We start from the raw sequence: 22,359 nt of genomic DNA, 5'->3' as shown, positions 1-22,359 counted from the left end.
TATCAGGGCGTTTTTGAGGATGTGAGGGCGTTGTCGAGGGCCTTGTCCACATCGGATGCGGTGTACAGGTCGCGCAGGATGAGGGGGGCCTGGGAAGCTTTGCCCGTGGGGAAAATTGCCAGCAGTGGGATACTGCGGCTGTTCATGCTGTGCAGCAAGGCCTCGGTCTGCGGATCATTTTCCGTAAGGTCCACTTTGATGAGCTCCAGACCGTATGCTTTTTTCCAACGATTCAGGTTGTCCGCGGTGAGGACCGTTTTTTCATTGAAAATGCAGTTGGGGCACCAGTCGGCAGTAAACTCGGCCAAAATGGGTTTGTCGCCCAGTGTGTTCAGAAAGGTTGTTTCGTCGAACTCTTTCCAGGTGGGGGCAGGCTGGGGCGGGGCAAGTGCCCAGATGATGGACACACCCAACAGAATAACCGCGGCGCTGCGCACCAGCATCCTGTGGCGGTTGGATTTTTCCGGTCCTGTCCAGCCGCCCCACATCCAGGCGGCAAACGCGGTGACCAGAAGCACGGACAGTGTCGGTAGGAGCAGCTCGCTTGGCAGGATGGTCAGCAGGTACAGGCATGTTCCCGCCAACAAAAAGGCGGCCAGTTTTTCCACTGTGCCGGTCCAGGCTCCGGGACGCTGGAACGGCAAAAGCAGATGGGGGCGGGCAGCCATGAACAAATAGGGTGATGCCATGCCGAAGCCTATACATAAAAAGACGACAGCAATGATAAGCGGCGGCTGCAGCAGCACCCAGGCCAGTACGCCCCCCAGGAACGGCCCGCTGCACGGCGTTGCCAGCAGTGTGGCCATGACGCCGGTAAAAAAGGCTTTGGCAGGCGTTTGAGAGCCGGATTGCGGGCCGGACTTGAGGTCTATTATCGGCAGGCTGAAAACGCCGAACAGGCTCAGGGACATGGCAAAGACGACCACGCACAGCCCCAGAACAATGGACGGAGTTTGAAAGATCTCTCCCCAGGCCAGGCCGAGGCTGCTGAAGACGATGCTGAGCAGCAGAAAGTAGGAAAGAATTCCGGCTGCAAACCATATATTATAGGAACGGAAGTGGAGTTTTGCGAGCCTGGGCGAAAGGTCGTCGCAACACGTAAGAATGCCTTTGAGCTTGAGGCTTGCCACAGGCAGTACGCAGGGCATGAAGTTGAGGATAAGCCCTGCCAGAAATGCGAGAAGGGCGGCCTTGCCCAGACTGCCGACCTCCAGACCTGGCGCAAAGGAGCGCGGAGTAAAGGCCGGGAGACCTTCCTGAATGGATTGGTCCTGGCTGTCTTGTGATGCTTGTGATGCTTGGGAAGCAGCGGATTGGTCAGAGTTCAACTCTGGGGTACTTTCCGGCCCTTGCGTCGTCAGCTTCGTATCTTGAGGCGGTTCAGGAGAGGCTGGAGCATGCGGTGGCGACAGCTTGGCGAGCTCCGTCAGCCCTGCTGTGGGCAGGCCGGAAAAGGAATCAGGCAGGTCCACATGTGTCGTGGTCGACACGGGAAGGCAGGTGGTATCGGAGCAAAGCAGGCCGCTCAGGGAAAGGCGCACTGTTTTGCCTGCACTGTTTGCGGGCAGGTCCGCGTACAGGTCGGTCGGGCCTGGGTAGGTCCGATAGGTTGTGCCCGAGGTTCCGTCGAGCGACTTCTTTTTGCCCTTTGGGTAACGCACGGGAAAGGCGGGGCCGGTTGGAGCCCCGGTTGGGTCGTCATCGGGTGAGTTCTCTGGTGAGTTGTTGCGCAGTGTGGCCGTGAGTACGGTGGGCAGTCCCATGGCTCCGGCATCGTTGGCATACAGATAATATCCGGCGGGTGGTGTTACCCGGACACGGAGCAGCGCGTTGGGTGTTGAGGTGCCGTGCGGAACCATAACCTGGCAATCCATACGGATGTCCTGTTCCCCCTGGGCATGGGCCTGCACCATGAAAAGGCACAGGGCCAGCGGGAGGATAAAAAGAAGAATCAGGAACTGTGTATGGATTTTGGAGGGTGTTGTTTGGTTGTTTTTTCTTTCAATCATTTGTATTTGTTAGGTATATGTTAAGTTTTAGGGCCTTGTTCGTCCCCCGTGGTGCAATAGTAGCATGGGCCAGTGAAAAGAAAATTAAAAAAAAATTGAAGAAAATAATTTTGTTGCTTGACAAATGAACCCGATCCCCATAAACACTCTTCCGCGCCTGACGAAAGGCGCAGCGGGCCACTGGCTCAATTGGTAGAGCAGCTGACTCTTAATCAGTTGGTTCGGGGTTCGAGTCCCTGGTGGCCCACCACAAGAAAGCAAGGGTTGGAAAGTTGTAAAACTTTCCAACCCTTTTTCTTTTGTATTTAGCTTCAGTCTTCACATTTCTTTCATCACAAAAAACGCCCGACCTCATTTCTGAAGCCGGGCGATCGTGCTTTTTTATCTACCAGAATTAAGCAGCAGCGCGCCTGATCTTTTCCTGGGGCTCCTTCTGCGTGGCTTCGTCATGCTTGTTTGTTGTCTCGGCATCGTTGCGCAGCATGCCGTGAACCATGGAGCGTAGCTCGCCTGCCAGGTTCACCAAGGCGGAAACCGCCTGGTGCGATGTCATCATGCCCTGTGCTGCCTGTTCGGCAATGTTGCTTACCTCGTCCACAGCGCGGTTTATCTGTTCGCTGGATGCGGATTGCTGTTCCGAGGCCGAAGCAATGCCTTCCACCTGCATAGTGTTTTGTTCCACCAGCGATACGATTTCGTCCTGCGCGTTGCCGGATTCCTGTGCCAGTGCGGTGCTTTCCTCTACGGCTTCGTAAGCAAACTGCATGTTGCGTATGTTTTGCTTGGCCGCGTCCTGAATGGCATTGATGTTCTGCTCCACCTGCTTGGTCGCAGTCATGGTCTTTTCCGCCAGCTTGCGCACTTCGTCGGCAACCACTGCAAATCCCCGGCCTGCATCGCCTGCGCGTGCGGCTTCAATGGCCGCGTTAAGTGCCAGCAGGTTGGTCTGGTCGGCGATTTCACTGATGACGTCCATAACCTGCCCGATGGAATTGACCTGGGTATCCAGAGCCTCCATACCTTGGCGCATGCTGGTAGTATGTTCGTTTACCGTGGAGATGGAGGAGATGGCCTTGTTGACGAGCGCGGCACCATGCAGCGCCTTTTCCTTGGCCTGCTGTGCATTTTCCGAGGCCTGTCCGGCGTTCCGGGCAACTTCCATCACGGCTTCGTTCATCTGTTCCATGGCGGTGGCGGTTTCGCCCATACGGGTGTGCTGCACCATGGAACCTTCCTTTACCTGGGATATCATGGCGGCAAGCTGTTCGGCCGCCACGGCAACTCGGTCGGAAAAGTTCTCGACCTGCTTTCCGGAATCGACCATGCGTTCCCACAGCTTCTTTACTTCGGATTCCTGCTCCTGCGCCTGAAGCATGGCTTCTTCGGCGCGGTGGGCCTGTTCCTTTGCCTCGGCTTCCTTGTCGCGGACTTCATCCAGCATGGCCTTTATCTGTTGGACCATATGGACCATGGCCTGTTCCAGCTGGCCGAATTCTGCCTTGATTCCTACAGGAGGCTTGGCTTCCAGTTCGCCCTGGGCGATCTTGCTGGAATACTGTTGCAGAGCCTTCAGTGGCTTGGTTACGGACATGAATATCCAGATGATGAGCAGGCCGATGGTAAGACCGGCAATACCTTCGATTCCAATGACAGTCAGGTCGACCATGTCGGAAACCCGCTCCCGTTCCTGCAGGTAGTAGTTACGCAGGTGGGTCAGGACAGGTTCCAGCGCGCGGGCGGACATGACGAGTTCGCTTTCCGCCTTCTGTGCCAGAATTTCATTGTCCACATAGGCGAAAAATGCCTTTGCATATTCGTCCAGCGCCTTTTGCAGAGCCTCGCGTTCCTGCTGGCCCAGTTCAGCGCGGGTGTCCACAAGGTCCCGGACCGCTTGCAGATTATTCCTCATGCGGTTCAGATAGGTCTCGGTGCCTCGCAGCTGGTAGTTCTTTTCCTGGCGGCGAAGTTGAAGCAGGGCGACAACGGCCTTGTCGTCGGAAAGAACCGTAAAGGTCTTTTCCATGGCGCGGGCCGCCTGAATGAACTGCCAGCGCAGTCCGTCCTTTTCCGTAAGGCCGATGAGCACACGGGCGTCCACGGCCTTGGCAAAGTTTGTCTGATACACCTCCAAGAGCTTGATGGCCTTGCGACACTCCTTTTCCATGGCCGGGTCCAGCCTGATGATTTCTTCCAGCTTGGCCCGGATGGTGCCATCCAGCTTCTTTACGCGGTCCACATAGCTGGTGTCGTGCCGAAGAATAAAGTTTTTTTCATGGCGGCGGCTTTGCAGTGCCTCCAGATACCCGTCCACTGCCAGCGTCTGCAGTGTGAGCATGCGTTGTGATGTGACCTTGCCGATCTTTGTAATAGTAAAAACCAGTCCAAAACCAAGAACTGCAACCACTAGGAGCAATAGCAACTTGTTCCTTACCGACATTGTATACCTCCCCCGTCGCGTTGAGGTACTATGCGTTCATTCCGGATCAACTCCGTGAGGCAGTCGATGATGTCCGCATCGTACAATACACCCTTGCGCCCAGACACCTCCTCAAGTGCCGGACCAAGGCCCAGGGCCGGCCTGTAAGGCCGGTGCGAAACCATGGCATCGACCACATCGGCCACTGCCAGGATTCGCGCTTCGTCCAATATCTCGCTGCCCGCGTGTCCATTCGGGTAGCCGCTTCCGTCGAGCCGTTCGTGATGCTGATGAATGATTTGCCCGACAGGCCAGGGAAAGGGGATGTGCTGCAAAATATCCCTGCCTGACGTGGGATGGGCGCGTATGATGTCCATTTCCGCCGTGGAAAGTTGGGATGGCTTGGCAAGAATGGCCATGGGAATGCATATCTTGCCGATATCGTGCAGCATGGCGGCAATACGCAATCCCTTCATCCGTTCCGGGTCCATGCCCATGTTTTCCGCTATGAGCGATGCCAGACGCGCAACATTGTGTTGGTGTCCCGCCGTATACACATCGCGAAATTCCAGTGTCAGCGAAAGTGCGCGGACTGTCTCGTCAAGCAGCTCGTTGAGTCGCAGAAAACTGTCTTTGAGGGCGTTTTCCGCATCTTTGCGTTGGGATATGTCCCGGGAAATAGCGGAGATACCGGTAATCTCCTGCTCGGTGATAAGAGGCGAGTATGTAATCGAGACAGGAAAGAGCCTGCCATCGCGATGGCGACGCAGGGTTTCATGTCTATGGAGTGACTGTCCCCTGAAAATATTTTGAACAATTCTGTCGTGCTCCGCCTTCAGCGCTTCCGGAATCAGGATATCCACATGCGTGCCGAGGAGGCTGTTGCGGCCGTAGCCGTAGATCTGCTCCGCGCCCTTGTTGGCGGTGAGTATGTGTCTTCGTGGGGAAAAGCTGATGATGGCGTCTTCACAGGACTCCACTATGGCGGCAAGGCGCTGAACCTCGCTCAAGGCCTTTACTCTTTCCGTTGTGTCGGAAAGCAGGACCGCCACTACACTCTTTCCGTACAGCTCAAAGCGTGAAAAACGGATACGGTAGTGGCGTATTTCGCAAAATGTATTGTCCAAGGACTTTTCGATCATGCGGGTGGCGTTTCCGGATTCGAAAAAATCTTCGATTTCATCGGCAAGCCAGTACATCAGCTGTCCGCGCGAGATACACTTCTCCCCGTTTTCTGCGGGAAACAATTCCTCGGCAAGATAGTTGGCTTCCAAGACATTGTAACCGGCATCCATCAGAAAAGCGGGCTGGGGAAGATGCTCGAAAACAGCCCGGTATCCTTCCATGAAATACCTCTACTTTGGTTAGTGGGTATGCCTTGTGTCCGCCCGGTCTAAACCGGAAAAAGGACTATCTATTGTACGGTGAATATCGAAAAACAAAGCAATCGGCATGCCAAGCAAAGGGAGGAAAAGAGGGGGGCGGTTTATTCAACGAGTGCAAAAGGATATTGGTTTTTATTGCGCGATTTGCGCGATAGTGAATGCGCAAAAAAAGAGCACCTCGTAAAAAAGAGGTGCTCTTTGGGAAGCATTTTGTTTCTTCTGCTATAGGCGTTTGATTAAAATGTATTTAGTTGCCGGACCCTGCCCGGTTTTTTCCAGAAGTCCCTTTTGGACCATATCCTGCAAATCATAGATTGCAGTGCGGGACGATATGTTGCCGCCCACGGCTTTTTGGTATTGTCCCCGGGTTACTTCGCCCCGGCGCAAGATTTCCGCATAGGCTTTTTGCTGTCTCGGGCTCAGCTTTACCGGACCGCTCCTTGGGGAAGAGACGTTTTTCTCCGAGGATGCCGCGTCATGTACCGGCGGAGAGGTATTTTCCCTGCCGTGCCTGCCCCTTTCCGTTGCGTGATCGGATGCTGCAGGGAAGTCGACCCGCTGAGGGTCGCGCGCTCTGCGCACTGCTCCGGAAGCAGATTCCATTTCCTGGGACATCTCTTCAGCTTCACTGGATTTCTGCACAAAGGGAGGCTCGTCCTCAAGCGAAGCAGAATCTATTTCATCTGGGGTTTTCGTGCTCTCAGAGGAAACCGGACGAAAGGTGGGCGTCATTTCCAGTGGGGAGGATGACGTTCCTTCGCCTTCCAGACGGATTTCACTGGCCTGGATGATATCGTTTTCTGTCATAACCACGGCACGTGTTATGGTATTGAGCAATTCCCGAATATTTCCCGGCCAAGCATAGAGCTTGAGCTTTTCCAGAGCGCCCTTGCTCAATCCGAGGTCTTTTTTGTTTACCAGCGGTTCGGCCTGCCGCAGAAAGTGCATGCTCAGGATGGGTATGCTCTCCTTGTGTTCTCGCAGGGGCGGTGTCTGTATCGTAACGACCTTGAGCCGGAAATACAGGTCTTCCCGGAACTCGCCCTGGTCTATCAGTTCCTTGAGGTCGGCGTTTGTGGCGGCAATGAGCCGCACGTTGACGTCGACTTCCTTGTCGCTGCCCAAGGGCTTGATTTTACGGATGGATATGGCCCGCAGCAAGGCCTGCTGGACCTTGGGCGAGGCGGATTGAATCTCGTCCAGAAAGAGCGTGCCGCCGTGGGCTTCGGCAAAAGCGCCCTTGCGGTCTGTGCGGGCTTCGGTAAAGGCTCCCTTGATGTGGCCGAACAAGGCGTCCAGCAGCAGATTTTCGTCCAGTGCGCCGCAATTTATGGAAATGAACGGCCTGCTGGCGCGCTTGGAATGGTTGTGGATGGCATCGGCGGTGAGCTGCTTGCCCGTGCCGGTTTCGCCCATGACGAGCACGTCCACATCCACCTGCGCGGCCTTGAGAATATCGGATTTGAGGCTGCTGATTTTCGGACCCACCCCCATGATTTCCGGGATCAGACTCATGGAAAGGTCGTCGGCCAGGGCCAGCATTTCCTCTTCCAGCGGTGCTTTTTCCTGAAGGTTCACATTGAGGATGGTTTCGTCCTTCAGGCGGATTTCCTCCAGCTGCTTTTTGACCGTGGTAATCATGGCATTGATGGCGTTTTTCAGCAGGCTCATCTCAAAGCCCCGGTCTGGCTGGTCAATGGGTTCAAGCCGGCCTGTGGAACGGATGGTCGTTACGGCTTTGGATAATTTGAGCAGCGGTCCCGTGATGACGCGGCTTACGCCGAAGATCAGCAGGGACAACAAAATGGTGGCTACCAGGGTGATGATGAACATGACGTCCAGAAAGCGATACCCGGCCGAAACGTTGAGCTGGCTTCGGTCCACAAAGCAGAGGCCGCCCAGTACAATGGGCTTGTCGTTCTTACCCGGTGTGAAGGTGACCGGAGCATAGGCAAAATAGTAATCCTTGGCTTTGCGAGACACCTGCGGCTCGTCTCTCACTTTTTCCAGACCGCTCTGGCGGGACTTGATTTCATCAATCATGTTCCAGAACGGCTTGTAGATGCTGTTGGGCCGAAACGCGCTCGGCAACCCCGGCTTGCCCAATGTGCCGTCATACCCGGAACGTGCCTGATAGGTGGTCAGTTCCTTGCCCTTTTGGTTTACTTCTTCGCTTTGAAAGAGAATCCACCCTTCCGTGTCCACCATATAATAGTACCGGACTTCATTGCTGCGGGGATGGGCCCAAACCGGCGACTGGGGTGAATTGTGCAACGAGAGCAGGTCGCGGATATGGACCACGCTTATGGCAAGAATGAGGTACCCCGGATGTTTGGAGCCGGGCATGGTGTACGGGGTTATGAAGCGGATTACCTGTGAAGAAATGCGGTTGTTGATATTGTTTTCTGTCGGGAAGGGGTACTCCACCTGCAAAATGGAAGAGGGCAGCACTTCGCCGGGCTTCATGGCGGGCAGCCCCTGGATGAACAGCAGGGGGTTGGGGTGGATTGCTCCCATGTCTTTCGGGCCCACCTGTTGTATAATGCCGTCTTTGGCCACCAAAAAAATATGGTTCCCGCTGTCGGGCGAAATATAGGCGAATTCGCAATATTCGTTGCCCCCGCTCTGCCGTGTGCGCAGCAGAAAGGCGCGCATGTCTTCCGCCGTCAGCGGTTCCCCGGGAGAGAGCGCGGCCATGAACAGGAGGTCCTGTTTGCAGCGTTCAAGGTAGTTTTCCACCTCGTTCGTCAGGGCCAGGTTGCGCAAAATGACCGTGCGCTCCAAAGCGATATCGATGAAGTTGTGTGAGAGCTTGTAGTTTATGATTCCGGTGGTCATGAGGATGACCACGACACAAGGAATGAGAGTGATCATCAGCTTGGTTGTCATGCTGTAATTTCGGAACGTTGTAAGCGGACCGAACGGGAAGCGTGCAGCACGGGTCTTAGGTGCAGAAACCATGAACAACCCTCCAGCAAAGAAGCACAACTAGCGAATGTTGCTAGATATTGCGCGTTACCAGGTGATGTCTGTGTATGAATTGCCTGGATCCTTATTAAGCATTTACGGGGCATTGAGTCAATCGGTGAGAAGTGGCACACGGCTTGCTTTTCTTCTTTTGTGCAATTTTTTCTCGCAAGTTTTGCGAGACAGGTGAGGTGCGCAAAAAAGTCGGAGGAGACCGTGAGGAACTATATATTCTTATCCGTTTTAACAGCTTTTGTATGGATCTGTGTTCCTGCCTGTCTTCATGCGGCTCCAGTGGACGGTTCAACGTTGGTATTCGTTGCCGACACACGGAGAATAGAGTGGGCATTGCTTCGGTATCTGGCCCATCTGTACAATACGAACATCCATCTTTTCGGCTTGTGGGTAATTGTCCTGGCCTCGGTTTGGGGAAGTGTGCTGGGATGCTTGTCGGACCGGCTGCTGCAGTGGATGGGACTGGACCTGCAAAACAGTGTGACCGTGGAGTAACGGGGCCTGTCCCATGCAAACTCTTTTCAGCGGTGACTGGCTCCTGTGGTACATGCCCATAACCGGTGTCGAGGTCTTTTGGCCCGGACTGGTGGTACTGGGGTTTGCCGTAGGTATCATCGGTGGGTTTCTCGGAATAGGGGGGGCGTGGATGATTACCCCCGGTCTGAATATTCTCGGGTTCCCCATGCCTTTTGCCATTGGCACGGATATGGCCCATATTGCGGGCAAGTCCATCATCTCTTCGGTTCGCCATGCCCGTTTCGGCAATGTGGACGCCAAGCTGGCCACGTTTTTGCTGATCGGTTCCCTGCCCGGCATAGAGCTTGGGGCCCAGACCGTAATGACGCTGGAACGCGCCGGGATCGTGGAAAGTGTTCTGCATGCCTTGTATATCGGTATTCTTGCTTTGATCACCCTGGTTGTTTTCTGGGACCGGCAACGGTTTTTTTCCCTGCGCAATGGAATTTCTTTAAGAGGCCTTGTCTACAAGGTGCATCTGGTGCCAATGGCCCGCTTTCATCGTGCGGAAATGTTCTGCAGCGTATGGGTGCCTGTTTGTGCAGGGCTGGCCACAGGGTATCTTTCCGGACTGCTCGGCATCGGCGGCGGTATCCTCAGGCTTCCCGTGCTGCTGTATCTTTTCGGGTGCGCCACACATGTGGCGGTGGGAACGGATCTTTTTTGCGTGCTGGTTACCAGTCTGTACGCAACCTTCAGCTATACGGCCAAAGGGCGCATCGAACTTGCCGGAGTCTTCTTTCTGCTTTCCGGTGCGGCCGTGGGTGCACAGATAGGTGCCGTGGCGACCAAATATGTACGTGGCTACGGCATTCGCAGGGTTTTCGGCCTGAGCGTGCTGAGCCTGCTGTGTTCGGTGCTGCTGGCCCATTTTGGCATGTCCCTTACAGCCGTCAGCCTGGTTTTCCTTTCCACGGGCGGACTCGCCGTATATATCGTCTGCGCCCTCGTACGCGGTGCGCGGAAGGAAGCATATGTGCAGGAAGGTTTCCCTGCCGGTGGGCCCGATGCGCAGGGGCAACCAAAAGCAACTGACGAGGAGGTTTGAATGCGTACCTTTATTTGTGCCGTGTTCGTCTTTTGCTTGCTTGCTGGGTATGTTGCTGCCGCCGACATCATTCAGGGCCGCTGCATTTCCATGGAAAATGACGCGTATAAGATGACTGTGGAAATTTACGATACGCGTTTTACCCGCCAACATCCTTACGGGGTGCCCACGGGACGCATTTTGGAGATGTCCATAAAAGGTGCGAGCATGGATTCTGCCGTGCGCGCAGGCAGCCTGGTGCGAGTGGCTTATGAAATAGATGGGACAAGGATAAAGGCTTTGAAGATAATGAGCCTTCCCGACATTCCTGCGGACAATGGTGAGAAGTAGGTCCGTTTTACATAGCGGCCCATTATATAATTTTTATGTGTTGTATCTGCCCTCCCTCCGGTGGTGCGCCGGGTGTCTCCTCGTGGTTTGCAGCTTGGAAGGCGCACCACCGCTTAGGGAAGGTCGTTGGAACTACGAAACGGAGGTAAGCCATGCGGGCCAGGGGATACGGCCGGGTACGCCGGAAGATTCTGTGCAGCATGATCATTGTGCCTTTTGTACCTTTCCTGTTGTCTTTGGTTGTTGGCTATACGTTTTTCATCCGGGCTATCGAAACCAATACCAACGAAAGCATGCGGCGCGTGGTGGCAGACCATGCCCAACTGATATCGTCCTTTATGGCCGAAAGGCTTTCCGACCTGCAATTCGTCATCAATACCTATCCCATCGAATCCCTGGATGATCCCACGCTGCTGGATACGGTTTTCCAGCACTTGCAGACAAAGTCTCCGGCATTTGTGGATTTGGGCATTATCGACGCAAAAGGGCACCATCTGGCCTATGTGGGGCCATACAGCCTGAAGTCGCGAGACTACAGCGCTTCAGATTGGTTTCAACAGGTTCGCAAGAACGGCGTTTACATCAGCGACGTGTATCTGGGGTTCCGCAACGTCCCTCATTTTGTGGTGGCGGTTTCCCGGCGGGTCAACGGTGACTGGTGGGTGCTGCGTGCAGCCATAGATACGAAGGTCTTTTCCCATCTTGTGGAGGCGGTCCGTATTGGCGAGACAGGAGAGGCATATCTGTTGAATCGCGATGGCGTGCTGCAAACGGACAGGCGTTCGGGCGGCAAAGTTCTGGACAAGGCCGGGCCGGATATTCCCGATGCGCATGAAGGCATTCGCCTGTTTGTTCGTGACGATGCCAGCGGTGACGAAAGCCTTTATGCCACAACCTGGATAGGCAAGGGCGCAACCAGTGGGCGTTGGCAATTGGTGGTACGGCAGGAAAAGGCCGATGCCTACCACGACGTACAGCAGGCAACCTATATTATTCTTGCCATTCTTCTGGCGGGTGTCTGCGTCATTGTCGGATTGGCGCTTTACGTCAGCGGGAGCATAGAGCGAACCTTGGACAAGGCTGTTTCAGACAAGGAACACCTGCAGGACCAGCTTATCCGGGCAGCACGGCTGGCGGAGCTGGGCGAAATGGCGGCCGGGTTTGCACACGAAATAAACAATCCATTACAGATAATGAAGAGCGATCTGGCTTATATGGAGATGCTCCTGGCCGATTTTCAGCAGACCGGCGAGCTTCCCGATGAAGACAGGGAAGAGATTGGCGTTTCCATGGAACAGGTCAAGCTGCAGATCAGCCGCTGTGCATCCATTACCCAGTCCATTCTGAAGTTCGGGCGGCAAAGCGAACCGCAGACTGAAAATATCAACCTGCGAACCTTTGTTACCGAGGTCTTGGGCATGGTTGAACGCAAGGCGCAGGTGAACGGGGTGGAGGTGCACTCCGAAATAGACGGTGATGAGAACGGAGGAACACCCCATGTGCTGGCCGACCCCGGGCAGTTGCAGCAGGTTGTCCTCAACCTTTTCAATAACGCGCTGGATGCCATCCACGAACGCCACGGCGTTTCGGGCGGACTATTAAATGTGCATATTGCCGCCGTTGCCGATGGTACCGTTCAGATAGAGGTTATTGATAACGGTGCCGGAATTTCCCAGGAAAATCTGGACAAGGTATTTGCTCCGTTTTTCACCACCAAGCCTCCGGGAAAGGGCACCGGACTGGGGTTGTCCGTATGCTACGGCATTGTGCAGTCCATGGGCGGGAATATGGAAGTCCACAGCGAAAAGAATGTGGGCACCACGTTCACGATAAGCCTGCCCGAAGCCTGAATACGGGAGCGGTTTGGGGAATTACAGCCCGTATTGGAATTTGACGTCCAGGGCTATGGCGAGTGTGTCCCTGCCAAGACAGGACGGCCGGGGCACTACGCCGCTGGTTGCACGTATGGCGGCCAGTGCGGCGTTGTCCAGGGCATCCACTCCGGAGGACCGGGTCATATGGATGGCATGAAATCCCCCCTGTTCGTCCACCTGCAGGCTGAAAAGTGTATTGCCTGCGCGATTCTGCAGATGCCAGTGGGTGATTTTTCGCCTTGTATGAACTTCCCGGGTCACTTTTTCCACGTAGCTCTTCAAGGCCTGGCGTCGTTCGTCGGGCGTGGTTCCCTCGTCCGTGGGTTGTCCGGCCTTCCGCAGGGTTAGCGGAAGGCCCACGGACAAAATTACGTTGGGCGCGCTTGTCTGCGTCTGCTCCACAAGCTTACCCGATCCCATTTTCTCTTCGTGCCGGAAGTGTACTGCCCCTGCAAAATAGTGGATGCACAGGGACACGAGCAAACATACGGCGAGGCGTTGACCGTCAGTCATGGCGCGTTGCCCCTTGTTGCCGGGCAGCGGCAACATTGGTTTGCCCCAGGGAATGTGCCGGGGATGTGGCAATGATGAGGTGCGACCCGCCGTGTGTGCGTATGGCATCCACGGTGCGCATGAAAGTACCCACCGAGGCCCGGGAAGACGCCTTGAGAACTATCTGCCGAGGGTATTTGTCCGCTCGCATGACCGTTTGCAACATGGAGCCCAGGCGTTCCACGGTAACGGACGTGCCGTCAAATGTGAGTTTTTCGTTTGCGTCCAGCACAACGTGTAAAACCTTTCCGGCAAGCTGGCGTGATTCGGTGACTTGCGGAAGGTCCACATCCATGCCGCGGAGCGCGAAGGCCGCCGATATCACGAAAAAGATCAGCAGAATGAAGACCACGTCGAGCAGCGGCGTTACGTCCGGAAAGGACGAGGAGTCCGTTTTGGGGCCTTCCAGATCGATCATTGTTCCGCGTCCTTGCGCTGCATGTGAGCCATTATGAGGTTGGCAAGCCGTTGCAGGCGGAACGCTGCGTTGTCGCGACGTCGGCTGAAGTACTGATGGGCCAGCAGCACGGGAATGGCTATGGACAGCCCTGTCGCCGTGGTCAGCAGTGCCTGCCAGATGCCGCCTGCCAGCGCAGTCATATCCACCGCCCCTTGTGCTTCCGACATGCGGGAAAAGGTCTGGATCATACCCAGTACGGTTCCCAGAAGCCCCATCAAAGGCGCGACGCGCGCGGTGGTGGAAAGCACGCACAGCCTTTTGTCGAGTCTCGCAAGAATGTCCTTTCCTTCAATGGCGGCCAATTGTTCTGTCTGTTCAGAGCTGTGTTGCGACGTTCCGGCAAGAAGCGGACGGATCATGGACACCAAATTGGGCGACTTGTCGTGCAGACTGCGCAGGATGCCTCCGAATTCTCCGGCCTCTGCGTTTTTGCACAGTCGTTCCTCCAACTCTTTATCCGGCATTCGGAACGTGGAAAAGACCAGGGCGCGTTCGAGAATAATACCCAACGCAGCGACGGAAAGGCCGAGAAGCGGCCACATCATGGGGCCGCCCAGTTGCATAAGATTCATGCTACCTCCTTTTGGGCGGATGGAGTGGGGACGTTGGCAACAAGATCTCCCCAAATGGAACGAAGTTCAGCTTCCTGCAGATTTTGACCTATAAGGACCACGAACGGGCGGTCTGCAAAGGGAACGCCCAGGGGGGATACGTCATGGCGTCCGCCCACAAACTGCAGCACATGGGGCTCTCCGTCCTCGGCAGAGAGGAAGATGCCCTTGATGCGGAACACCTTGCCTGTGCATTGCTCCAAGGCCTGGGAAAGAGCGCCAATGTCCGTTTTTTCCGTGAGCGGCAGGCACAGGCTGGAGAATCCTTCATGCCGGTGGTCGTGATGATGTTTGTGGTGGTCGTGGGCATGCGCTACGTCCGCCATCTGCGGGATGAGGGGGACGGATTTTGGGGATTCCCGAACCAGGGTGTCGAACAGCATGCCGAAGTTGATGTGCCCGTGCATCGCCTCCAAAACAGGGGCCGAGGGGTTGAGAGCGTTCAGCCGTTTCCTCAGCCGTTCAAGTTCCTGCGAGGAGACCAGGTCGCACTTGTTGACCACCAGTGCATCGGCGCCGAGAATTTGTTCCCGCGAAATCTCGCAGGACTCCAGAAGGTCTGTTGCGTGTTCGGCATCCACAAGGGTCACGATGGCGTCCAGCCGGACGAGATGGGACAGGCTGTCGATTTCCGAAAGCAGATTTCGCGGATTGGCCAGCCCGGTGGATTCAAGGATTATGACTTCCGGGCTGTGGCGTTCCATGAGTTTGCCTATGGCCCCGGCAAGGTTTCCAGCCAGGGTGCAGCATACGCAGCCTTCGTCCATTTCCACTACCGAGTCGTCACCTTCCAGAAGCGTTGCGTCCAGTCCGGTCTGGCCGATTTCGTTTTGGATGACGGCCACAAACTGGTCGCGGGCCATGTTGTATTCGATGAATTGGTTGAGAAAGGTTGTTTTGCCAGCGCCCAGAAAGCCGCTCAGAACCACAAGCCCTGGCCGGGTGTCGAAGGCAGCCGTATGTGTGCCGGAAGCCTTGAGGGACTGCATGTCGTGGGCTGTCCAGCACAGAGCATCGTTGGCCGGACCGGCAGTATCGGCCGGGATGTCGTCGGGCAAAGTGTGCTTTGGGGGGGTGAGTCTGAGCCCGGGCTGCCACTCCGGGGAGGGGACCGCCCATTGCAGGCGGTCCCGGTCGCCCCAGACAAGACTGCAGGCCGTGTGGCGCGAGGTTTGAGAGGAGTTTTCGGAACAATCCGGATACGGGTGCAGTACGGACGTTCCGTCGGCCCTGTAACGGCGTTCTTGAGAGGCGGTGTGGGCGTCGGCAAACCCGACCGGGGGCTCTTCGACGCAAAAAGTGAATGCGGCGCACAATATGGAGTACAGGTCGCGGCAAAGGGAAAGGGCGGGCAGGTTTTCGTCGGGCTGGCCCGGTTCTATTATCCATTCTCCGGAAGCGCGTATTCCATCCAGGGCAATGGTCCTGCGCAATTCTTCGGACTGCATGCATATGGCCGTGGCCTGTCCGTCCGTAGTCATGGAAATGGTCAGCCTGCCCACAAAAAAGAGTTCTGCCATATCATCGTGAAGGGGGAACTCCCTGATGTTTTCCCGGTAGTCGGGTGCGTGCATGGCAAATCCGGCGGCCAGTGAAAATGTATCGGCCATGGGCTCTTCCGGGGCGGGGAAATAATAGACGTGAAAGTCCACGGACAGCCTGTCGGGACTGGATGTTGAAGAGTTGGACGGTGCCAGGCCGTATACGCCGGGGCGGTGGGCAATACGGCAGGTGAATGCTTCCGCTCCCCGGCATGGGGCCAGCCCGCGCCAGCCGCTTGCACGTTTGAAAAGTGAATCCTTGGCGCTTTGCGCCAGCAAAACGGAAGGCAGGCGGACGATATCCTGGATTCGGACTTCGGATTGGCCCGGTGGAAGAAAGTGTCGTTGTATCACAATGCCTCCAGGCAATGCAGGTGGCTGATAAAGGCACGCCAGCGGTGTTGCTTCGAAAAAATCAAACCCTCGCGTATCAGGAAATACGCCACGGTCTTGCTTTTTTCTCCCGCCTTGCTTTCGTATCTTTCTGAGCCACCTGGGTTTGGACTGTAATCAAACCGAGGCCCGTTTGGGCCTTGCAGGCGGTGATAAAGGCACGCTAGCGGCGTTGCTTCGAAAAAAACAAATTCTCGCGTATCAGGACATACGCCACGGTCTTGCTTTTTTCTCTCGCCTTGCTTTCGTACCTTTCTGAGCCACCTGGGTTTGGACTGTAATCAAACTGAGGCCCGTTTGGGCCTTGCAGGCGGTGATAAAGGCACGCCAGCGGCGTTGCTTCGAAAAAAACAAACCCTCGCGTATCAGGAAATACGCCACGGTCTTGCTTTTTTCTCTCGCCTTGCTTTCGTACCTTTCTGAGCCACCTGGGTTTGGACTTGTAATCAAACCGAGGCCTCTTTGGGCCTTGCAGGCGGTGATAAAGGCACGCCAGCGGCGTTGCTTCGAAAAAATCAAACCCTCGCGTATCAGGAAATACGGCACGGTCTTGCTTTTTTCTTCCGCCTTGCTTTCGTACCTTTCTGAGCCACCTGGGTTTGGACTGTAATCAAACCGAGGCCTCTTTGGGCCTTGCAGGCGGTGATAAAGGCACGCCAGCGGCGTTGCTTCGAAAAAATCAAACTCTCGCGTATCAGGAAATACGGCACGGTCTTGCTTTTTTCTCCCGCCTTGCTTTCGTATCTTTTGACCAGCCTGCCTGAGTTGGATTTTGTTCACACTCCGAGGTCCTTGCGGACCTCGGAGTGCAAAACCTTCTTCAGAAGCTGATGACGTCTCCGTTGCCCAGATAGTCCTTGGATGCGGAGCGAAAGCGCGCAGTGCCCCGAATCACCGGATATCCGGCTTCGATGAACTTTTTGGCGGTGAGGTGCCCGGTGCAGTGGTTGCAGCCGATGCGTTCAAATCCCCATTGCCCCAGAGATATGACAAGGTCGTCGTATTTGGGGTCCCAGTCCTCGAACGGGGAGATGTGCAGTCCGCCATAGATTCCGTAGAACTTGTCGTTGTCGTACCGGAGGTTGTTGTAGGCAAAGTCGGCGAACTTGAGGATGCCCTGGTGGCAGCAGCCGGAAATGAGGACCAATCCCTTGTCCTTGACGTTGAAGGCCAGGGAGAGTTCCCCAAAGACGCGGTTGATGATGGGCACGTTGAACTTCAGCGCGGCCATGCCGGGAATGATCTTTTCCACCGGGTCCTTCATAATGGTCAGGGGGCCCTTGTGGGAGCAGTCCTTCATATACTGGAGCCCTTCGGCGTAAAAACCGTCGTGCGCGTATACTGGAATGCGGTTGTCGTACTTCATGGTGACGGGAAAGCCCCAAAAATGGTCCCAATGCTCATGCGAGAGGAAGAGGGCTTCTATCTCTCGCGCCTTGAGCATTTCGTCGATGCCTTCGCGTTTGTAGCACTGCAGCATCCAGTCGTAGGACCAGCCCGTGTCCAGCAGGTACTTGTGCTTGCTGCCGTCCATGGCTTCCACCTCTATGAGGCAGGAGTAGCCACCCGGATTGTCCGGGTGCAGGGACAGGCCGCGCTGTTTTGCCCAGGCTTCTTCAAGGTCGTTGGGCAACATGTCCTTGATGCTGGCAATACCGGATTCGTACGAGCCCTGGGCCGAGCCCTTGCCGTTGGCGAATGGAGCCCAGTTGAGGGTATACTGGTTTACCAGCAGGCCGCCCGCGTTGTGGATATCTCCGATGAGGTGGGCGTTGTTGAACCAGCTTGTTTCCGAGATGTTGGTTATTTTAATGCTCCGGCAGGTGCCGAAGTCTTCCATCTTGCGTTCTACCTTGGGCAGGCGGCTGTAAGCCGACGAGGTATATGAGTATACGCCCATGGACGCCAGAGCGCCCACGCATACGCCCGTGGCCGCGCCTTTGACGAAATTGCGCCGGGTCATGTTCTTTTCGTTTGTCATTATGCTGCTCCTCGTCCGCTACTTGATGATTTCCACGCTTTTGCCGATCCAGGGAAGGATATTGATGGCAAGGACATAGAGTGCCACGCCCCCTGCCAGGCCGACGGCCAGCCCTTTGGCCAGGGACGGACTCCAGACCACGTCGTGGGCCACGATCTCTTCCTTTACTTCTTCAAGCTCTTCGGCGGTCTTGGGCACGGCCTTCCAGCCTGGCCAGCCGTCCATGAACCAGTTGTTGATGAGGAAGATGTTGATGAGCCAGATCATGGGAATCATGGGAAACTGCTGCGGATGCGAAAAACCCTTCTGGGTGCCGAGGAAGAGGTGCGAGGTCTTGTAATAGACCACGTAGAGCACCACGGCCATGAAGGCGGTCAGGAAGGTACGGATGCAGACATTGACGGGGCGGCTGAACTTTGTGGGCCAGTTGCCGCAGTAGAAGTTGAGGAACAGGGTGGGCACCAGCCAGAAAATGGCCATTTCACCCACGTGCAGCCAGCGCCAGTCCGGGGCCATCAGGCGGCGTGTTCCGCGGATGGTACTGCCCCATACCAGATCCTGTGCATAGTAGAGGAAAAAGCACAGAGCCAGGGCAATGGCGATAATGCCGAGAAAGGAGGCAGTGCGGCGCAGCCAATCGGTCTTGATGAGGTTGAAGGGGTAGCGTTCCCAAATGGTTTCAAACTGCCATACAATGACCGTGCAGCACATGATCCAGGCAATGTGGAAGTTGCCGGAAACCGTGTTGGCGAACTGTTCCCAATAGGGAGGGGTAATGGCCGTGTACTGCTGCCACGGGTAGAACAGGATGGCCATGTGCGAGTGCATGGTGAGGAAGTAGACGATCATGCTGAAAAAGAAGGTGACCAGAACAATGGTGATGCCGCGTGCGGGCTGCTTGAGTTTTTCCCACGGTGCGTTTTCGCAGGCCACGACCCAACTGGGCGAGAGCCAGGAGGCGATGGCTGCGAACATCATAATGGCCTCGGCCGCGTACTCGATGGAGTAGAAGTCCGTGACGCCCATTTCTATGAGGCGATCCGGGTTGAAGTAGGCGATGCCGTAGTTGCCCAGAATGTCCATGAAAAAGCCCTTGATGAGCAGGATCATGGCGGCCACGCTGAAGAGCGTCAGCACCGTGCCCTTGAGCAATGGATGGGCGCGTCTGAGCCAGGTTTTTTTGAACGGCCAGAAGTCGAAAATATAGGCCACCCAAATAAAAAGGATGAGGAGCCAGCGGCAGACCATGTAGCCCACGTATGGGGTATACATGCGCATAAGGCCGCGCGGATCCTGAAAAATCCACCACGTAAGGTAGAAAAAGGCTGCAATCAACAGCGTGTTGACTACGGCCGGCCACGGTCCGCTCCAACGTTTGACGAGCTTGCGGCTTTCAATGTAGCTGTAACCGGTGCTGTCTGTTTCCATGGTTTCCTCTCCATGCGGACGGCCTCGGATGTCGGGGCCGGACTTGGCGGTCGCCCCGGCATCCCCTTTTTGTCCGCCGCATGCGGTTAGGGGTTCACATGAACCAGTTCTCGAAGTCTTTCGGGGTCGACCGTTGCCGGATCGATCCCCAGAGCCATTGCCTTGAGGAACAACTCCTGTTCTTCCTTTCCTGTGTTGTCTTCCCGGTGCTCCGGGGAAAAATTTTCGAACGTCCCGGAAGGGACTTCGGTGTGTGCGTCGGGTGTGCTCTCGGCCGTGTTCAGGCTTGCCATTCTGCGACACGGTGAGGCCAGTTTACGAAGAAAGTCGCGCCGTCTCATTCGTTTTCCCCCTCTGTTCCCGTATTAAGGGCCATGTAGGCCATGGCAGCCTGTTCACAAAGCGAAGACGCCTTGTGCGGGTCCTGCTCCCGCAATGCCTGCAACATTTCAATATGTCTGGCGAAGAAACGCTCCACCTGCTGCTCCACCTCCGCCCCCTGCCACAGTGAGCCTGCTTTGGTGTGTCCGGCAGTTTTTGCCATTTCGCGGAAGAGGTTGTGCAGGTATTGGTTGCCGTGCATGTGCGCCAGATTTGCGTAAAATTGCATCAGAAAGGCATGGGCGCTTACCGGGTCTCGGTCTACAAGAGCCCGCCCAAGGCGGGCGGTGACAGTTTCGAGCTTGTGAATATGGTCTTTGGTACAGTTGAAGGCCACGCGCTGGATGAATTTTGGTCCAACCACATAAAGAGCTTCCATGGCCTGGCGCATGAGGGACACACCCAAGTGCGACGGCTGGTCCGGGGCCGAAGAGTCACAACCGTAATCGTCAGTTGAAGGCGCATTCTGTTCTTTCGCAAGGGCGCAGGAGATGTCGCGCCCTGTGAAGTAGCATCCGCTGCGGCGACGTATTTCAACAATTCCTGAGGCTTCCATTCCTATCAGTGCCTCCCGGATTGTATTCCGGCTGCATCCGAAGTCTGCGGCCATACGGCGTTCGCCTGGAAGTTTTTGTCCTGGCTTCAGATTATTTTCACGGATAAAGGCTAAAATTTGGGCTGGTATCCCAGAGTTGAGTGTAACCTTGTCTGGTCCAACCAGATTTCTATTTTCCACGTTTTGTGACAAGTTCATATTTGAAAAATATCCTTTGCAAATAAATTATGCAAGATAAAGTTCAAAATATGTTATTATGGTTGGACCACGTTTGGTGTTTGGCATTACCAGATTGCCTGCACAGCAGGCCTTGCGGGCGGAAGGGGTGGGGAACGGTAAATGAGTAAAGGTTGCTTTGGCCTTACCAGTTAGGCAGAGAGCAAAATGAAGAGACTGGATTGAACAAAGAGATGGGGAGTGGAACGGCGGTTACCTGTCGTACGGTTTCCGCCGCCCATGAATATTTTCAGGCTCCCGGTGTTTCGAACAGGCGCAGCAGAACCTGAAGGCAGGTGTCGAACAGCATGGAGTATGGCTGGACGTTATCGCGCGTGAAGCGTCCCGGCTGTTTGGAGCAGTATATCAGCACGTAGCGAAGGGTTCCGTTATGGAAAAAAGGGCTGGCGTAGTACGAGCGTATGCCCCGTGGAATGAACAAGGCCCAGTCGATGGGTTTGATACTTTTGCTGGTCTCTTCAACGATGATCTGGTCCAGGTTGAAGCGAACGATATTTTCGGCAATGGACCCTTCGTATGGATGGGTGTCATCTTCTTCCACCGAGAGGAACGGCGCACCCACGCCCGTGACCATGATGCGGTCTTTTTCCGGGAAGATGCGTGAAAGCATGACCGCGTCGGCCAGAAGTTCTTCGGGTTGGTGTTTGAGCAGCACTTCCAGAAGTTCACGCCCGTTTTTGCTGCCATGCAAGGCATCCAGAACTTCTGGGGGCACAGCTTTTTGGGAGCTTTTGGGGGAAGAACTGGAGTGCTCCGGCTCCGCAGGGGGTTGCATGGAAATCCAAAGCAGGTTTTTTCCGCCTCGGGCATAGGCCCGGATGCGGGTTTTGCATATTTCTTCCTGCCCTGCGGAAAGCGTAACAGGCAACAGGCCGTTCCAATAGTCGGAAAAGATGAGTTGCTCGTAAATGTTTTGCAGGTAGTTTTCGGAATTCGTGCCCAGCAGGTCCAGCAGATCGGTTTCGCCCATGTCCTGGGGTATTCCCAGGTATTCACGGGCTGCCAGGTTGGCGGCAAGAATGCGTTTGTCGGAAAAGCGAGCCAGAAGGACGGGAGTATCAAAGAGTTCCAGTTTGGCGGCCAGTCCTCCGTCACATTCTATGTTGCGGGCCATGTCCACCAAATCCGTGCAATCGGCCACAAGGCCCATGTAGCCGAAATTGACCTTGGGCTCGGGCATTCCCATGCTGACCAGCCAGCGTATCATGCCGTCTTCCGTACGAATGCGAAACAAGGCCATGCTGGGCTGGTGGTTGCGGATATTCTCCAGGGCTTTGAAGAATCGGCCCTGATCCTCCTTGAGCACTATTTCCCGTGCATAACCGATATTTTGAAGCAGCATGTGAATGCGGCCTTCCAAACCGGCAATGGCGTGTTCGTTGAGAAAGGTTATTTCGTTGCGGGCGATGTCTATGCGCCAGAGAAGGGCTGGAATTTCTCCCATCTGGGCAGCCATGGACTGCTGCAGAAACTGCATGGCAAGCCCGTCGGTCTCCCGGTTGATTTCCATGGTAGATATTCCCCCAAATATGCGGCCTGGCCGCGTTATCTCATATTCCACCGAGTCGTGAATCACAGATTTCCTAGCTGTTGTTTAATCTGCAGCCGGGCTTTTGCCAAGCTGTCCGGGAAAAGTCCATGGGTCCCCGGTGCCGTTCC

General features: G+C 55.4%; 18 protein-coding genes and 1 tRNA gene. 5 read left to right on the top strand and 14 right to left on the bottom strand.

Going from position 1 to position 22,359, the window contains the following annotated elements; genetic code table 11:
- Positions 1–2: 2 nt before the first annotated feature.
- Positions 3–2,009: a cytochrome c biogenesis protein CcdA gene (locus ACI0FJ_RS06535; protein WP_424300670.1), complete on the bottom strand. Its 2,007-nt coding sequence runs from the start codon at positions 2,007–2,009 to the stop codon at positions 3–5.
- A 174-nt stretch (positions 2,010–2,183) separates the two neighbouring features.
- Here ACI0FJ_RS06535 and ACI0FJ_RS06530 point away from each other — a divergent pair.
- Positions 2,184–2,259: transfer RNA gene (locus tag ACI0FJ_RS06530), tRNA-Lys, on the top strand.
- 144 nt (positions 2,260–2,403) lie between these two features.
- Here ACI0FJ_RS06530 and ACI0FJ_RS06525 read toward each other — a convergent pair.
- From ACI0FJ_RS06525 to ACI0FJ_RS06515, 3 genes are all read right to left on the bottom strand, one after another.
- Positions 2,404–4,446 carry a methyl-accepting chemotaxis protein gene (locus ACI0FJ_RS06525; protein ID WP_424300667.1) on the bottom strand — a complete coding sequence of 681 codons (2,043 nt, stop codon included), beginning with the start codon at positions 4,444–4,446 and terminating at the stop codon, positions 2,404–2,406.
- Positions 4,437–5,771 carry an HD domain-containing phosphohydrolase gene (locus tag ACI0FJ_RS06520; RefSeq protein ID WP_424300664.1) on the bottom strand — a complete coding sequence of 445 codons (1,335 nt, stop codon included), beginning with the start codon at positions 5,769–5,771 and terminating at the stop codon, positions 4,437–4,439. The genes ACI0FJ_RS06525 and ACI0FJ_RS06520 overlap by 10 nt, the downstream gene beginning before the upstream one ends.
- A 261-nt stretch (positions 5,772–6,032) precedes the next feature.
- Positions 6,033–8,771 carry a sigma 54-interacting transcriptional regulator gene (locus ACI0FJ_RS06515; RefSeq protein ID WP_424300661.1) on the bottom strand — a complete coding sequence of 913 codons (2,739 nt, stop codon included), beginning with the start codon at positions 8,769–8,771 and terminating at the stop codon, positions 6,033–6,035.
- A 159-nt stretch (positions 8,772–8,930) separates the two neighbouring features.
- Here ACI0FJ_RS06515 and ACI0FJ_RS06510 point away from each other — a divergent pair, with 159 nt between their 5' ends.
- The 4 genes from ACI0FJ_RS06510 (at position 8,931) to ACI0FJ_RS06495 (ending at position 12,536) form a co-directional block, all read left to right on the top strand.
- Positions 8,931–9,287 (top strand): DVU0150 family protein, encoded by a 357-nt coding sequence (locus tag ACI0FJ_RS06510; RefSeq protein WP_424300658.1) that lies wholly within the window; start codon positions 8,931–8,933, stop codon positions 9,285–9,287.
- A gap of 13 nt (positions 9,288–9,300) precedes the next feature.
- Positions 9,301–10,356, top strand: a complete 1,056-nt coding sequence (locus tag ACI0FJ_RS06505) for a sulfite exporter TauE/SafE family protein (protein ID WP_424300655.1) — start codon at positions 9,301–9,303, stop codon at positions 10,354–10,356.
- Positions 10,357–10,686, top strand: a complete 330-nt coding sequence (locus tag ACI0FJ_RS06500; RefSeq protein ID WP_424300652.1) for a hypothetical protein — start codon at positions 10,357–10,359, stop codon at positions 10,684–10,686. It abuts the gene before it with no gap.
- A 152-nt stretch (positions 10,687–10,838) separates the two neighbouring features.
- Positions 10,839–12,536, top strand: coding sequence for a sensor histidine kinase (locus tag ACI0FJ_RS06495; protein ID WP_424300649.1), 1,698 nt, complete (start codon positions 10,839–10,841; stop codon positions 12,534–12,536).
- Between the two features lie 21 nt (positions 12,537–12,557).
- On the opposite strand, the gene ACI0FJ_RS06490 is transcribed toward ACI0FJ_RS06495, so the two are convergent.
- The 10 genes from ACI0FJ_RS06490 to ACI0FJ_RS06445 all read right to left on the bottom strand — a co-directional run bounded on the left by ACI0FJ_RS06490 (position 12,558) and on the right by ACI0FJ_RS06445 (position 22,210).
- The gene (locus ACI0FJ_RS06490; protein ID WP_424300646.1) at positions 12,558–13,073 is read right to left on the bottom strand and encodes a TonB family protein; all 516 of its coding nucleotides are present in this window, start codon (positions 13,071–13,073) and stop codon (positions 12,558–12,560) included.
- Positions 13,066–13,530, bottom strand: a complete 465-nt coding sequence (locus tag ACI0FJ_RS06485) for an ExbD/TolR family protein (RefSeq protein ID WP_424300643.1) — start codon at positions 13,528–13,530, stop codon at positions 13,066–13,068. The genes ACI0FJ_RS06490 and ACI0FJ_RS06485 overlap by 8 nt, the downstream gene beginning before the upstream one ends.
- Positions 13,527–14,144 (bottom strand): MotA/TolQ/ExbB proton channel family protein, encoded by a 618-nt coding sequence (locus tag ACI0FJ_RS06480; protein ID WP_424300641.1) that lies wholly within the window; start codon positions 14,142–14,144, stop codon positions 13,527–13,529. The genes ACI0FJ_RS06485 and ACI0FJ_RS06480 overlap by 4 nt, the downstream gene beginning before the upstream one ends.
- On the bottom strand, positions 14,141–16,078 hold the full coding sequence (locus ACI0FJ_RS06475) for a CobW family GTP-binding protein (protein WP_424300638.1): 1,938 nt from the start codon (positions 16,076–16,078) through the stop codon (positions 14,141–14,143). Before ACI0FJ_RS06475 ends, ACI0FJ_RS06480 begins: the two co-directional genes overlap by 4 nt.
- A gap of 240 nt (positions 16,079–16,318) precedes the next feature.
- On the bottom strand, positions 16,319–16,897 hold the full coding sequence (locus ACI0FJ_RS06470; protein WP_424300635.1) for a hypothetical protein: 579 nt from the start codon (positions 16,895–16,897) through the stop codon (positions 16,319–16,321).
- Between the two features lie 40 nt (positions 16,898–16,937).
- The gene (locus ACI0FJ_RS06465) at positions 16,938–18,098 is read right to left on the bottom strand and encodes an MBL fold metallo-hydrolase (protein WP_424300632.1); all 1,161 of its coding nucleotides are present in this window, start codon (positions 18,096–18,098) and stop codon (positions 16,938–16,940) included.
- Positions 18,099–18,116: 18 nt separating this feature from the next.
- Positions 18,117–19,526: a hypothetical protein gene (locus ACI0FJ_RS06460; RefSeq protein ID WP_424300629.1), complete on the bottom strand. Its 1,410-nt coding sequence runs from the start codon at positions 19,524–19,526 to the stop codon at positions 18,117–18,119.
- An 86-nt stretch (positions 19,527–19,612) separates the two neighbouring features.
- Positions 19,613–19,867, bottom strand: coding sequence for a hypothetical protein (locus tag ACI0FJ_RS06455; protein ID WP_424300626.1), 255 nt, complete (start codon positions 19,865–19,867; stop codon positions 19,613–19,615).
- Complete coding sequence (locus tag ACI0FJ_RS06450) at positions 19,864–20,661, bottom strand: FadR/GntR family transcriptional regulator (protein WP_424300623.1); 798 nt, start codon at positions 20,659–20,661, stop codon at positions 19,864–19,866. The genes ACI0FJ_RS06455 and ACI0FJ_RS06450 overlap by 4 nt, the downstream gene beginning before the upstream one ends.
- A gap of 268 nt (positions 20,662–20,929) precedes the next feature.
- Entirely contained in the window at positions 20,930–22,210 is a 1,281-nt protein-coding gene (locus ACI0FJ_RS06445) for a diguanylate cyclase (protein ID WP_424300620.1), read from the bottom strand.
- Positions 22,211–22,359: the final 149 nt, after the last annotated feature.

This window comes from Desulfovibrio sp. 7SRBS1 (genome assembly GCF_049723905.1).
Taxonomy (GTDB): domain Bacteria; phylum Desulfobacterota; class Desulfovibrionia; order Desulfovibrionales; family Desulfovibrionaceae.
This window is presented reverse-complemented; position numbering and strand designations above follow the sequence as displayed.